The organism is Arcicella sp. GW458-12-2-14-TSB2 (assembly GCF_059423785.1).
This window is the reverse complement of record NZ_JBWKYN010000145.1, coordinates 1-14,987: the sequence shown is the minus strand read 5'-3', so window position 1 is coordinate 14,987 and position 14,987 is coordinate 1. Positions and strand designations below refer to the sequence as shown.

The 14,987-nt window shown below is 35.3% G+C and carries 7 protein-coding genes; 1 reads left to right on the top strand and 6 read right to left on the bottom strand.

The genetic code is table 11. The features are described 5' to 3' along the window. Positions 1-54 precede the first annotated feature (54 nt). The 4 genes from AC07XN_RS18100 to AC07XN_RS18085 all read right to left on the bottom strand — a co-directional run bounded on the left by AC07XN_RS18100 (position 55) and on the right by AC07XN_RS18085 (position 9,915). The gene (locus tag AC07XN_RS18100; RefSeq protein ID WP_494744079.1) at positions 55-3,501 is read right to left on the bottom strand and encodes a glycosyl hydrolase; all 3,447 of its coding nucleotides are present in this window, start codon (positions 3,499-3,501) and stop codon (positions 55-57) included. Positions 3,502-3,575: 74 nt separating this feature from the next. Further along, positions 3,576-5,987 (bottom strand): beta-galactosidase GalB, encoded by a 2,412-nt coding sequence (gene galB, locus AC07XN_RS18095; RefSeq protein ID WP_494744078.1) that lies wholly within the window; start codon positions 5,985-5,987, stop codon positions 3,576-3,578. A gap of 39 nt (positions 5,988-6,026) precedes the next feature. Continuing rightward, entirely contained in the window at positions 6,027-7,130 is a 1,104-nt protein-coding gene (locus AC07XN_RS18090) for a glycoside hydrolase family protein (protein ID WP_494744077.1), read from the bottom strand. Between the two features lie 22 nt (positions 7,131-7,152). Next, complete coding sequence (locus tag AC07XN_RS18085) at positions 7,153-9,915, bottom strand: family 78 glycoside hydrolase catalytic domain (protein WP_494744076.1); 2,763 nt, start codon at positions 9,913-9,915, stop codon at positions 7,153-7,155. A 1,679-nt stretch (positions 9,916-11,594) separates the two neighbouring features. Between AC07XN_RS18085 and AC07XN_RS18080 the strand changes: the two genes are divergently transcribed. Then, positions 11,595-12,995 carry a replication initiation protein gene (locus AC07XN_RS18080; protein ID WP_494744075.1) on the top strand — a complete coding sequence of 467 codons (1,401 nt, stop codon included), beginning with the start codon at positions 11,595-11,597 and terminating at the stop codon, positions 12,993-12,995. Between the two features lie 85 nt (positions 12,996-13,080). Here AC07XN_RS18080 and AC07XN_RS18075 read toward each other — a convergent pair whose 3' ends face one another. Together AC07XN_RS18075 and AC07XN_RS18070 are read right to left on the bottom strand one after the other, a co-directional pair. Then, a complete protein-coding gene (locus AC07XN_RS18075) occupies positions 13,081-13,938 on the bottom strand; it encodes a hypothetical protein (RefSeq protein ID WP_494744074.1) in 858 nt (285 codons plus the stop codon). 1 nt (position 13,939) lies between these two features. After that, positions 13,940-14,884, bottom strand: a complete 945-nt coding sequence (locus tag AC07XN_RS18070; RefSeq protein WP_494744073.1) for a ParA family protein — start codon at positions 14,882-14,884, stop codon at positions 13,940-13,942. Positions 14,885-14,987: the final 103 nt, after the last annotated feature.

Genomic DNA, 14,987 nt, shown 5'->3' with positions numbered 1-14,987 from the left:
CTATTAGGGTGCGACTTAAGTCGCACCCTAATAGTAAGATGGGATTAATCGTTTTTATGGTTGACTCTCTAAGAGCTTCACTGGTCCAAATAAACCTGATTCATACAAGGGCTTTCCTTCTAAATATTTCATCGGCGCAGTAGTTTTAGTTGTTCTTTTATCTTCTGGCAAAAGCATATCTCCCATTAATCTATTAGCCCACGTATTAGTTACTTCTATTGTTAATTCATTGTTGCCGACGTTCAATGCTTTACTAATATCTACTCGATAAGGGGCTGTCCAGACAATCCCACAAGAGACACCATTTACTTTTATTTCGGCGAGGTTAGCAACCTTTCCTAAATCTAGCCAAATTTGTTGACTCTTAGTGGGTAGATTATTAACTTGAAAACGCTGATGATAAGTTGCTGTGCCGGCATAATAGCGAATCAAAGAATCAATATTCAAAGACCAGTCACTTAATGATTCAAATGTTTTAGAGACTGTTTGATTTGTTTTTGTACTGCTAAAATTGACATTCCAAGACTTGTCTAAAGTCTGAATAGGCTTGAATTCTTGCCAATTTTTAACTTTGTTAGGTTTTGTTATAGCTTTGTCAGCTTTTGAAATGTTGACAAAGTTGTCTTTAAAAATTACAAAAACTGAGGCATTTGCATCCAATTTTAACTTCAAATTCGTTCTACCATTTACAGTTTCCCAAGCATTAGGCGAAAAAGTTTTATCATTCACAGCATCGTACAATTGAATATTTTTCCCTTTTGCTCTTAAAGAAAAATCTAATACTCTTTCCCTATTTTCCTGATTAGCAAGAAAGTACAATTCCAAATCCATTGCTTTTCTATGCGTATAAGCAATGCCTTTGGCATAATCGCCACGTTCATCTTTTACGATTACATCCTGTTCTATTCCAATTTTTGCTAAGGTACTAGCCTCATAAGGACTTTTTACAACTTTCCCTTTTCCAATTGTTTTATAGAAAATTTTGTTTTCACCATCCAACATTACTTCAAAATTTCCTTCCCAACATTGTTTTGCAAATGTTGCTACAGCATCGTTACTTTTTGTTCCGAGTTCAACTATTGGTTTGTCACCAATAATCAATGTTGCTCCTTCATTTACTAATGCTAATAATTTTTGAGCCGTTTGAGCAGACATTCCATTGGCATTGGGTGTCATTTGGTGTTTTTTAGGCAACACTAATACACTATAGCTAGTACCATCGCCAAAGATTATTTTCCCATTGTTCACTTTAGCGGTATTTAAAAGTGCATCCTGACTAAAGGAATCATAGGCATATCCCTTTAACGCATTCACCCAGTTTTCGGGGTCAGCCATATTAGCCGAATGTGTAACACTTGTAGGAATTTGTCTTAAAGGTTGTCCTTCATTGGCTAGTCTTTTGGCTTCTGCATCAACGACTTCTTTGCCAAATAATCCGCTTAATGTTGGTACTAATCTATCTGGCAAAACCGAACGTCTTGGAATATCATCTCCTACAAAAACGGCTAAATCAGCAACTGGAGAGCCTATTTGTAATAATTCCTGACAACGTTGTGCATATTCAACCCACGCTTTACCTGTTTTCCACCAAGTTTGGGCTCTCTGAAAATACAAACCAACACCATCCAAAGTCATACCGGGTTTTCTATCCATCCAAGGATTGTGCATGAAAACATGGTACACTAATTTATTGATTCCCAAAGCATAGTTACGGTCTTGCAGGGTTTTTAACATCGCAGGATGTTCGTTCCATGTCATCCTTAAAGTAGTGAATGCTTCTGCTTGAATGACTAGCTTACCATAAATATGTCCTGCCGAAATGGCATCAAGCATATCGTTTGGTTTATCATGAGTAGGGCTATTCAACCAAAATTCCCCCATTGGAACATCTACTAATTTATAGTGTGCTAATCCGTCGCTAGTCATGGTTGGAGCTACACTTTCAGCAGTGAATTTCAACCCATTTGCTTTGGTTAATTCGGCAAGTGTTTTATAAAATTTATCAACCACCAATTCCGCAACTGTCTGACGATAATCGTACAAAAACTGTTCTGAAAATTGATTATTTTCTACTGGTAGTCCTGTAACGATGGGCAAATACGGCAATATATCATACCCTCTTCTTTGTTGAAATTCTTCTCTGAAAACGGATGACCAATTCTGACTTCCACATTCCCAACTATCTACATGAAAAACTTTCAAAGCTTTTTTACTCAGTTCTGGTCCAAGCTGGCGTTGCGCTTCACCAAACCAATTATCAAACTGTAATTTGATAGCGATGGGGTTAAATTTATCACACTCTAACCCCTTGCCTGCTCCGCCTGTAGCATTGGTATGTCCTGTCGAAGTATGACCAATACGCAGAATCGTCCAAGGACCAACAGGAGCATCCCAAACTAATCTTCCGTCTGGGGTAAGTTTATCAGTAATGTTAATGATTTTATTGAATGGAACACACAGGTTATCAGGTAGTTGCTCTGAAGAACTTTGCTTACTTATTCTCCACACTTCTCCTGTTTTACCTTCAAACTGATGAATACTTGGTTCAGATGATAGTTCAATACCGACAGTTTTAAAACTTGGTTTCCACTTTGCTGCATCTAAATCTTCTGAGCCTGGTTCACTACCTGTTTTATCATATACAAAACGGAAGTATTTAGCCGTTGTTGGCACGATTGAATGAGTAATATTAGCATCTGTATCTTGCCAACCATGTCTGGGAGATTCTAGTCTTCCAATTGACCTAAAACTCTTTCCATCATCACTCACTTCAATCAATAAACGTTGAGCTTGATAATTGTTCCCTCCTGTTTTTACAACGATTGTCCTACAAGTAAAAGGATTTTCAAAAGCATACTGAATCCAGCATGGCTCATCGCTCTTAAAACTTTCTTTGTTGCCTTCTTTTACTAAAAATTGAGGATTGATGTCAGCTTTACTTGAAGTAACAACAGGGACAATATTTTTAGTAGATTGTTCTGCTCCTGTTAAAGAAGGAAAAGCGTAGATTGCTATGTCTTTATAATAATGCTCGTTGCTAGTAGGCTGTGGCAACTGTATATCTATACGTTGACTACCTTTTATATACAGTTTTGAAGAAACTACTTTTTGCATAGAAAGTTCGGGTGTAATCCACGGTCCACCTGCCAAAGCAAACCCATCACTAACATGCATCCCCATTTCTAGGTTCAATCGAGCGGCCTCATTCATAGAATGTTTTACCATATCCCACCAAAGCGGCGTTAACTGTTCGGCTACTGGGGTAAAAATTGGAGGATTAGTCGCACCTTTTATAGGCATTAAATAGGCTCCTCCTATTCCAGCTTCTTTCATCGCTTCCAAATCTGCGGTAATGCCTTCTTTAGAAACACTCGCTTGCATCCAATACCAAAATACCCATGGTTTAGCAGCTTTAATGCTTTGTTGATTTTGAGGAATAATAGTAGCCAATCCTCCTTTAGATTGTCCCCAACCATAATTTGCACTGCAATAAAAAAGCATGCTTATCAATAAAAGTCTACTGCTTTTATTGATAAGTATATTTCTTTTACTCAAAAATGTGTATTTAGACTCGCTCATTTCTTAGTTTCTATAATAATCGTATCCGACTGTAAACCTTCTGCACTAGCTTTTAAAACTATCTTTCCTGCTGTTTCAGAAGCCTGTACAATAGCTAAACAAAGTCCGTTGAATGCTCTTCTATAATTCGCCTTAAAAGGTTCTAAACTAGCTTGATAGCCATTATCTACTCCCACAATTGACCCTTCTCCTTCTATGTTAAAATTCACTAAATGATTGGCTTCTGGAACAGGATTTCCGTTTTCATCAACGATGTTTATTTTTACAAAGGATAAATCTTTGCCATCTGCTTTTATCAATTGATGATCTGCTGTTGCCTTTATTCTAAAAGCTTTTCCTGCTGTTTTAATTTCTTGTGTCAGAATTATTTTCCCAGCTCTTCTTGAAACTGCTTTTAATATCCCTGCTTCATAATTAACTGACCATTTTACATGGAATTCATCTGCTCCTTTTCGTTTAATCCCTAAAGATTTATCATTCAAATATAGCTCTACTTCCTCTGCTTGTGAATAATATGCCCATACATCAATGGTCCTGCCTTTTTCCCAATTCCAATGTGGTAATAAATGCAAAACAGGTTTATCTGTCCATTCACTTTGGTACATGTAATACACATCTTTGGGGAACCCTGCTAAATCAATGATACCAAAGTAGGCACTTCGAGCTGGCCAAGGATAGGGATGTGGCTCACCTAAATAATCAAAGCCCGTCCATACATAAGTGCCTGCAATAAAAGGGGCGTTTTTCACAGCCTTCCAAGCTTCTTCGTGGGTTGTTCCCCAATACGCCGCCACATTGTCATAGGCCGAAACTGTCCAATCAGCATTTCTAGGCTGTGTTTTTACATCTCTTGATGAAAATTCAATTTTTTCCTGAGGCATTTCATAACGCCCTCTCGATTCTAAGGCAGAAGCGGTTTCAGAAGCAATAAATTTTTGATTTGGAAAATTCTTGAGAAAATCTGTATAACCCTCGTGTTTATAATTGAATCCTAATAAATCCAAAGCGCCAGATTGAAAGATAAAATTTTTAGCGGGTTCATTTTCTGTCAATGCAGAAGTAACTATACGAGTATTATCTAGTTTTTTTACAATTCCTGCTAATTCTCTCGTAATGGTAACGCCCGTACTATCAAACTGTTCTCTGATTTCGTTGCCAATACTCCACATAAAAATAGCAGGGTGATTGCGGTCTCTTTTGATAAAATCTTCTAAATCTTTTTGATGCCAAGCATTCCAGTCAGCCGAATAATCCTTCTTTGATTTTCTTTTCTTCCACATATCAAAAGCTTCATCCATGACGATAAAGCCCATCTTATCGCATAAATCTAAAAATTCTGGTGCAGGAGGATTATGAGCAGTACGAATGCCATTACAACCCATTGCTTTTAATAATTCAAGTTGGCGTTCTATCGCTCTTACATTCACGGCAGCCCCCAATGCCCCTAAATCATGGTGCATACAAACGCCTTGAATCTTGGTTGGTTCTCCGTTAAGTGAAAATCCTTTTGCTGAGTCAAAATTGAAAAAACGCATTCCCAAAGGTATTTCATGCACATCTATTTCTTGATTATTCTGATAAACCTTCGTTACTATCTTATATAAATAAGGATTAGAGATTGACCAAAGTTTAGGTTTAATAATCTTCAATTGTTGAAAATGTTTACCTGTACTATCTTTTATCGAAATGTTTTTAGATGTTTCGCTCGCTATCGTTTTTCCATCCGCATCAACAAGGTTAGAAGTGATAGAAACCGATTGAGTTTTGTTAGTTTTATTGAGTAGGTTTACTTCTATGCTTACTTCCGCTTCTTCTGCATTTACTTTCGGAGTAGTCGCAAAAACGCCCCATTGGTCAATGGCAGTCGGGGCAGTCATAATCATCCTTACATTTCTGTAAATCCCAGAGCCTGTATACCACCGAGAATTGGGTTGTTCTGAATTATCAACTTTTACGGCAATTACATTTTTCTCTTTCCCAAATTTCAAATACTTAGTCAGCTCATATCGAAAACTAGCATAGCCATTGGGTCGCTTACCTAAATAATGTCCATTAATCCAAATTTCACTATTACGATAAACGCCGTCAAATTCTATCCAAACTATTTTATGCTGTGCTGTTGATGGCATTAAAAAACTTTTACGATACCATGCTAAACCTGTAGGCAAAGCACCACCCTGAGTAGTAGACAAGTGTTCTGCACTAAATTGTCCTTCAATACTCCAATCATGAGGAAGATTCAGTACTCTCCAATGAGCATCATTAAACTGATTAGTGATAGCCTTCTCGTTATTTTCAAATGAAAATTTCCAAGACTTATTAAAGTCGATTGTTTCTCTACTTTTTTGTTGAGAAAACCCTTCAATAGTGACAGCAATTAGTAATAATATATAAAAGAATTTCTTCATAGAAATTGATGTGGTTTAAATGCTAATAAAAAGTAATAGTTACTTCACAAAAGTCTTTTTACTTTTTCCTAAATCTTTAGAAGTAGCCACAGCGATACCTCTTTGATCTTTTTTATTAACAGCGCAGTAAAAATGGTAAACGACTCCTTTATGCTTAACCACATAAGATTTATGGGCATACAATTCATCATAAGGTTCGGAAGACTGCACCAGATTATCACCGTTCCAATCTGTCCAATGAATCAAATCCTTTGAAGCGGCAAAACGGTTGAATGCTCCTTTTCTATCTTTCCAGAAAGCTCCGAAGTAAAACATTACCCAAGTATCGCCTATTTTTTGAATAACTGGGTCGCCAGTGATGCCAACAGGATGTTGAATGATTGGCTCTTCAATCATTCTTTTCCAATCAAGCATATTATCCGAAACTGCCATCCCGATACGTTCGAACCAACGAGTTTTTACATTGTTTTTAGCAGAATCGCCATTGGCGTTGTAAAACATCACAAATGGATATCCAGTAAGTTTTTGTTTATCCTCAATAACGGTGCTTTTAAATAATTTTCTATTTTCCCACCATCTTACGTCAGCATCTTTTGCTGTTAAAATTGGCGTAGGTTTTCTTTTCCATTCATGTGCCGTTGTGGGGTCTTCGGTAGTAAAGGCTATTCCCGCTGATAAATCCCCTGCTTCATAACCATGCGTATTTCCTCCAAAATATGACATCCAATATTTTCCATCATATTTTTTCAAAGCATAGCTTCCCTCCCATTTGGTATCTCCCAAAGCTACATATCCTGCTTTTTGGCTACTATCCCACTGTGTAGAATCGGTAAACGACATGATTTTTCCTACATTTTCCCAATTCAATAAATCATTACTTTTAGCTAACCATGTTTCATACCCTTTCCCTCCAAAAATCAGGTAGGTCATATACCATTTCTTTCCTTTTTTAAAAACAGTTGGACAATCCATTTTCTGAGTATTATCTTCTGGCGTCATCACTAAACCGTATTTATAAGGAGTTTTGACTGCTTGATAAATGGCTTGCATTTCAGCATCAGAAATATCATTTTTTACTGTTTGAGCAGAGATAGAAATAGCGCATAGGACAAACAAGCCTAGTAGGGTATTGGTGATTTTCATTTTTTATGCTTTAAAAACTTTATTAATTCTCGACGACAAAATGGTAATTCCCTGAGCCTACTTTCAAGATTGTTTTCCCATTACTAAATCCAATTTTCTCAATCCCTTTCATTGAAGTGGTTTCTTTAATGTTTGAGGTGTTTTTTGATGGTAAATAAATCATAGCAGAAGCATTGGCAGGTATGCTGACTTTTAATTCAAAAGAATTATTGGTTTTATTCCATTCCGTGCGAATGATACCATAAGGGGAATCGTAATGCCCTTTGGCAAAACTAAGTCCATCAACGATTTGTGGATTTATTTCAATACTTTTAAAAGCATGTCCATTTTCTGGTTGCTTAATGCCTAATAGTCCGCTATAGAACCATTCCATTAAATGCCCCAACATAAAGTGATTATTAGAAACCGAAGGCAATGCTTGCCAAGATTCTGTCAGAGCAGTAGCTCCCTTTGCTAATTGATAGCCATAGCCTGGTACATCAGAGCGATTGTTCATGTTAAAAATCACATCTGACCGCCCAGCATCTTCTAAAACTCTTAATACATAGCGGTAACCAATATCCCCCGCACTTAGGCTATTGTTTCTACCTTTAATTTCTTGAATCATGTTTTCCACTACCGCTTCTTTATCGGCAGGATCGACTAATTGCATATAAACAGCCATTGCATTAGCCGTTTGACTACCAGTAGCATACTGCTTCGTTGCCTTATTAAAGAAGGTATCATTAAAGGCTTTTCTTATTTCAATCGCTAAATTTTTATATGTTTGAGCATCATCTGTTTTATGTAAAATAGTCGCTATTTTCTCTAGGATTGTTAAATCATAATAATATGTAGCCGTTCCCGTAACGCCCATCGGAGTAAGTTGTGATACCCCCGGAGGCTTTGGACCAAGGTCATACCAATCACCTAGTCCTTGTGATAAGATATGATTTTTTGCTTTTTTGCCTAAGTAGGTTATATAGCGTTGCATCATCGGGTAATTTTCTTCCAATGTGTTTTTTTCTCCGTACCATTCATACAAATACCACGGGACAATAATACCACTACTCCCCCATTCTGGCGAATCTCTGAACATATCATTACCACCCCATTCAAATTTCACATACTCTGGTGAAATGGCAGGAATTAGCCCCTCAGCAGTCTGAGAGTTTTTCATGTCTTCAATGCCTTTTTTCAATAAATTTTGAATATTGTAATTATATCGAACTGAACTCCCCATTAAATGGAGTTCTTCTAACCAGCCCAATTTTTCACGATGCGGACAATCAGTAAATACAGAAACCATGTTACTCTTGATACCCCAGTCAATCAATTTATTGGTCTTGTTGAACAATTCATTTGAGCTACTAAAGTCACCAGCTGTTTCGGCGGCATTTCTAATATGTAATCCCTTCAATTCAATGACTGTTGGCTTATTACCAGTATTTTCTTGTCCTTCTGGAACGCCTCCTTTTACTTCTAAGTACCTAAATCCATAATATGAAAATCGAGGTTGCCAAGTTTCAATACCATCACCTTTTAGGATATATTCAAAATAATAAGGACTACCTGTGGCTTTTTGATTGGCAGAGCCATCTTCTTTGACCAACTCGGCAGGAATAACACGAACAGTATCGCCCATTTTTCCTTTTACTTTTAACTGAATAATTCCGGAAGCATTTTGGGCTAAATCGTATATCCAATTACCAGAAGGAAGTTTCTTGATACTTTTCGGTAAAAAGTTATCAAACACTTTTACAGGTTCTTGCATTTGTGAAGTGAGTTCAATATCTCCCTCTACAACCATGGCAGATTTCCACGTTTGGTCATTAAACGTTGGCGTATCCCATCCTTTTTGTGCTAAATTTGCATTATAGTTTTCTCCTCCATAAATACTTGAAAAAGTAATAGGACTTGCTGTCATCTTCCATGTATTATCACTCACGATTGTAGCGACAGAACCATCCGAATATTCTAAGGCTAAACGGCAAATCATTTTTGGGTAACCAAAAGACACTTTCAGTTTTCTATAACGTTCTTTTACGGGGGGAATATAATAAAATCCATTTCCCAACATTACACCTACTACATTCTCACCTTTTTGTAGCTCTTGGGTTAAATCAAATGTTACATATTGTGCTTGCTTGTCGTATTTAGTCCAACCTGCATCTAAAAAATGGTCTCCTACTTTTTTACCATTCAAACTCATTTCAAAATGTCCTAAGCCTGCTATAAACATCGTCGCTTTTTTTACAGTTTTGGTTATCGCGAAGCTTTTTCTGAAAATTGGTAAAATATTACTTCCTTGTATTTTGTCTTTTTTTCCATCAGTTGGCAAACTATTTACCAAAGTATCAGCTAATTTTTGGTTGGTAATCCAATGAGCACCTTTCCAATCGGCTTTATTTAATAAGCCCATTTGCCAGAAATTAGCTTTACTCCATCCAGAAATATGGGCTTTGTTATCCCAAATTTTCACCTTCCAGAAATAGGTCTTCGTAGCTAGCAAAGGCTTTCCTTGATAATTTACTTGAATAGAGTTGTCTGAAACGATTTTGCCAGAATCCCAAACATTGCCTTGATTTTTAGCCAATGACTCGGGGCTATCCGCCACTAATATTTGATATGCACTTTGTAAGACATTGCGTTGTGAAGATTGTATTTGCCAACTAAGTTTTGGAGAAGTAGTTTGTACACCAAGAGGGTTCAAACGATACTCGCAACGTAAATTACTGATTTGTAGCGTTTGAGCAATAGCATTCAACGAAAGTAAACAACAAAACAACAACGTAATTGTTTTCATACAAAATGTATTTCTCTTCATTTCTCTATGTCTGATTTTTTTGTTGACAGGCTATCTCAAAAACAAAAGTTATGTTAATTTCTTGGAATAGTTCTGTCAGCGTACAAAGTTAAGAATAGCCAAAAATACATATTTGTACCATTTTCTCAATGTATTATACAATTTTATCTTTAAAAGAAAAGGCTCAATTGTACAATGTATGCATTGCGCTAAAATAGTTAAACAATAGCGAAATATTGATTAATTTTTGGAAGGACATAAAAATTCCGATGATTTGCAGCATGAAATGCCATCAATCATCGGAATAATAAAAGACGTATTCCTATTACTTATTTTGCTTTATCAAAAAACAGATTGGTAAAATTTAGTCCCGCTTGTACTAATTCATCTGCACTAATCGTAACTGTATTGCTTACGTGCAATCGATACAGTTAGGTATAAACTTGTTCATCCCCTAATTGGAAGACCTCCCACAGCTTCTGTTCCATATTTAGCCCTTCCGAGATTTGATTCATTATTGTAAGTAGTGCTTAAACAGTTAAAAGTTTTGGTTCCTGTTATTTTTAGCATTTTATTACCACCCTCTGCTTCATTTACTATAGGTAACAAAAACGACTTTTATGGGGCTATCATTCATATATCATTATTAAAATATTAAAACGACTTTTATGGGGTAAGTATTTCTATGTTATCAGCAAGACAGTCTTAGTTTCTATTAAAAACGACCTTTATGGGGTGATGATTTACTTAATATTCGATTTATCCTACTATTAAAATAAAATCCTAATTGCTTAAAACGACTTTTATGGGGCTGAAAAGAAAAGATGCATTAAATTGTTACGATTCCTTGAATAAGCACATATTAAAATCTTAAAACGACCTTTATGGGGTGCTTTACTATTAGTTTTTATACAACTCAATATCAGACTAGCTAAACATCAAAAACGACTTTTATGGGGTATAACCTGTTCCTATCATTTACATTTTATCCTTATGAAAACTTAGCTTATGATAAATCTTTTTAGCAATAGTACTATTTAGACGAGAATTTAACCTTAATAAATCGGCTTTTTAAAAAACGACTTTTATGGGGCTGAAATAAATTATCTTTTAGACTCATACAATTTTACAATAACGACCTTTATGGGGTCAGCCATATTTTTAAATTTATAAGAAAAATATAATATCACTCAATAGGACGTTTGAAAATATATTCTACAACATTCACGCTTAAAAACGACTTTTATGGGTTTCGTTTTTTTTTTCGCTATTTTTAAATTTTAAAAATTAAGAGTTATTCACCAACAAATACTCTTTGTTGTCTTTCTTTTATCTTTCTTTTCTTTTGTCTTTCAGTGTTTATAAATGACTGAAAGTGAGCTTGTTGAGTGTCATTAAAACGACCTTTATGGGGCGTATTAACGACTTTTATGGGGTATATCAACGACTTTTATGGGGTGTGTCACGACCTTTATGGGGTGTATCAACGACCTTTATGGGGTACATCACGACTTTTATGGGGTTTACAATAACGACCTTTATGGGGTGTATCAACGACCATCTCTTTTTTGTTGTCGTTTTATTTTGATTTTATAAATTTATCTGTTTTTTTTGTAAAACGACTCTACAAAGTTGTAAGTCGTGTATTCTATTTTTCATCTCAAACTGTTGGAAAGCGAATGAGCAAAGAGAAAAGTGATAAAAGAGACAAAGCAATCAATGCAATATCAAACGATCCTTATAGAATAATCAAAGGTAATCCAATTATCAATGCAAAATTTGATATTTCAGCCATTCAAATGAAAATCTTTTTGCACATGATTGCCAGTATTGATCAAGCCAAAGATTCAATTCCTATCATAAAAATAACTGTTAAAGATTTTCAGCGACTTACGGGTATCAATAGTAATAATATTTATGCACACGTAGAAAAAGAAGCAATGAAGATGAGAGAAAAACGTATTTTTTTCTCAAACAACAAAATCACTTTTGATGCCAACCTTATCAGTGCTTTTGTATATTATAAAGACGAAGGATATTTTACGTTAGAAATTCCGCAGGCACTCCACCCCTTTCTCTTACAAATTAAAGAGAATTTCACGGTATTAGATATTCGTAATATTTTAAGGCTCGATAGCGTATATGCCATGAGGTTTTATGAATTCTGTAAAGAGTATGAACGATTTGGCAAATTCAGGTTTGATGTCGAAGAACTGAAAGCAACTTTAGGGCTATCGGCTAGGTATAAAAACTATTTTGACTTCAAGAAAAAAGTAATAGAACAAGCAAGGAAAGAACTTTCTCAAAATGCAGAAATATATTTTGAGTTTCAAGAAATCAAAAATGGAAAGAAAATTGAAAGCATAGAGTTTATCATTAAAAAGAATATCATTATCAACGATGATATTCAAACTATCTCTATCATAAAAAACAATGATTCTGAAGATAGTATTGAAAACGAACAGCCTTCAATTGTTGAGCAAATTTTTGCGAAAGTCAAGGACTATGGAATTACGCTAAAAACAGTTGAACATTGGGTTAAGGAAGTGCCAGAAGAACAAATATTATTGGGGGTTGAGTATGTTTTAAAGGAAGTAAAGTCAGGCAAGCAAATTATCAACGTCGGGGGGTATTTGAATCAAATGGTTCGAAATCCTACTTTGTTTGAAAAGAAGACATTAGACAAAGCCGAAGAGCTTAAGAAAACCCAACAGAAAAAAGAAGTACAAAAAAAGCAAAATGATGTTGAAAAAATTGAAGCTAAGAGAGAAGAACTGAAAATTGCTTATTCAAATGCTAAAAGAGAAGTAGCCTTAAGAATTTTACAGACGAATCCAGGGTTATACTTATTAATTTTGAATAAATTACAAGGTAGTTTACTTGGGCAAATGAACTATAATAGTTACATGAATTATTGCGAGAAAAAATTATCTAATGAATCTTTTATAAAATATTTCTCTGATGATGCCTCATTCTTTGCGGGCGTTATGAATGCTATGTCTTCTGAATTTCCAGATATAGTCGCTGTAAAAGCTCAATTTGATAAAGCGGCCAATCGTTTAGGTGTACAATTGATATAAAAAAACCAAAGTGACACGCTGTCACTTTGGTTTTTTTAATTGGTCTCATATTGGTAAGAAACCAAAGTGACAACGTGTCACTTTGCTATAGAATATCTAACAATTGATTAATTCTATTAAGAATAGACTCGCAATCACTTTTGTTTAAGCTACCTTTTGCAATTTCTCTAATTTCACTTTGCAATTGAACTACTTGAGGGCTTAATTGCTTTTCTGGAGAAGGATGGTTGATTTTTGATAATTGATTATTAATCTCTTCGATACTTTCTAATGGACTAGTCGTTTCTAGTTTTGAAATAGCATTGATGGTAGATTTTGGTAGTTTTTGTTTTCCCGTCAGAATTTCTTGTTTTAAATCTGTCGATAATTTATTTAAACCAGATGCAAACTCCCCATCTCTTTTAATCGTCCTGCTACTAACACCATATTCTGTAGCCAATGCTATCGATACATCCTGTTGTCCTTCATTAGAAAACTTATCGCCACCACGCATTGATTTTTGTTGAAGATAACGAAGCCCTCTTAAATATGAAGCTTGTTCAGGTGTTAAGTTTCTGCGTCCTAATTGGAAATCAATCATGTAGTCTTTCACTTCATCTAACGAAGCAAATTTCAACAGATTGATACGATAATCTAAACGATTCTTCTTACAAATGTCATACCTATTGTGCCCATCAATCAACACAAATACAGGCGTATTGCTTTCATCAATCTGAGCAATAGCTGCTGTAGTTTCCCAAATTGATAACGGATCTTTTACGCCATGTTTTAGAATGTTAAGTTCTAATTGATTTAATTCATCTACTGTAAGTGGCGGAATTAAATCACGCAATTGATCAAGGACTACAATTTGATTCTTTATATTTTCTTCTGATGATAAAAGAGAAGGGCGAAGGTCGCTGGTTTTCTCTTTCATAATATTCATAAAATCTTTTTTTGCCATATTAAAGGACCATTATTTCTGTTGCTAGAGTGTGATATTGAAGCCAAGAGGAAGATTTGGGTGCATAAGTAAACAAATCTTCTTTGGCTACTTGCGACTGCTTAATCACGGTTGAGCCTTCAATAATAGTGTTGTAAATGTGAAAACTTTTAAATTTTTCTTCAATGTGTGTCATCATACTTTTATGCACACTTTGATTTTTATGGACCATCGTAAATACAATGCCTTTAACCGTTAGAGTCGGATTAATATAAGCACGCACTTCAGCAATCCTGTTAAATAAACTTTCTACACCATGATAAGCACTAGCTTCTGGTTGAATGGGTACTACGCAATAATTAGAAGCTACTAACGAACAGGTTGTACAAATGCCTAAACTAGGCGGGCAATCAATTAAAATGTAGTCAAAAAACTCTTTCACTTCATCAAGTTTCAACGAAAGACGTCTGTCAGCACCAATAGCATTGGCTAATTCAGATTCTTTGTAAGCCATTCTGATGTCAGATGGAGCTAAAAATAAGCTATCGGTAATGGGAATAACAGGAAGTTCTGTATTGCTCAATAAAGCATCAATTACCTGACTTTGGGGTTCATGAATACCAAAACACTGGGATAAATTCCCTTGTGAATCCATATCTACCATCAAGACTTTATTGCCAAGTAAACTTAATGCTTTACCAACATTGATAGTTGTAGTAGTTTTCCCAACGCCACCCTTATGATTTACGATAGAGATAACGGTTGCTTTATCAAACATTGTTTCAGAATAACCATATTGTCTGAGGGCTTCGTCGATGGCAGGTAAATGTTTTGTCGGAATATCTTTCTGTTCAGCAAGTGCTTTATGTAAGGTTTTAGAAGGAATCCCAGCTTCTTTTTCAATTTGAGTTAAGTTAAGTGCTTGTTTTGAGCGTAAAAACTTAACAACTTTTTCTTGTGTAATCATTTGCTAGAAGGGATAAAAAATTATCTTTTGTAAATGTAAAAATAACTTTTTTTATCCAAAAACATTTTGGTAAAAACTTACCTAAAAATCAAAAGAAATATTG

What these genes read in the sequence shown, in the direction of transcription:
- AC07XN_RS18100 (WP_494744079.1), bottom strand. Translation starts at nt 3,501, where the DNA reads ATGCTTTTTTATTGCAGTGCAAATTATGGTTGGGGACAATCTAAAGGA.
- galB (WP_494744078.1), bottom strand. Translation starts at nt 5,987, where the DNA reads ATGAAGAAATTCTTTTATATATTATTACTAATTGCTGTCACTATTGAA.
- AC07XN_RS18090 (WP_494744077.1), bottom strand. Translation starts at nt 7,130, where the DNA reads ATGAAAATCACCAATACCCTACTAGGCTTGTTTGTCCTATGCGCTATT.
- AC07XN_RS18085 (WP_494744076.1), bottom strand. Translation starts at nt 9,915, where the DNA reads ATGAAAACAATTACGTTGTTGTTTTGTTGTTTACTTTCGTTGAATGCT.
- AC07XN_RS18080 (WP_494744075.1), top strand. Translation starts at nt 11,595, where the DNA reads ATGAGCAAAGAGAAAAGTGATAAAAGAGACAAAGCAATCAATGCAATA.
- AC07XN_RS18075 (WP_494744074.1), bottom strand. Translation starts at nt 13,938, where the DNA reads ATGGCAAAAAAAGATTTTATGAATATTATGAAAGAGAAAACCAGCGAC.
- AC07XN_RS18070 (WP_494744073.1), bottom strand. Translation starts at nt 14,884, where the DNA reads ATGATTACACAAGAAAAAGTTGTTAAGTTTTTACGCTCAAAACAAGCA.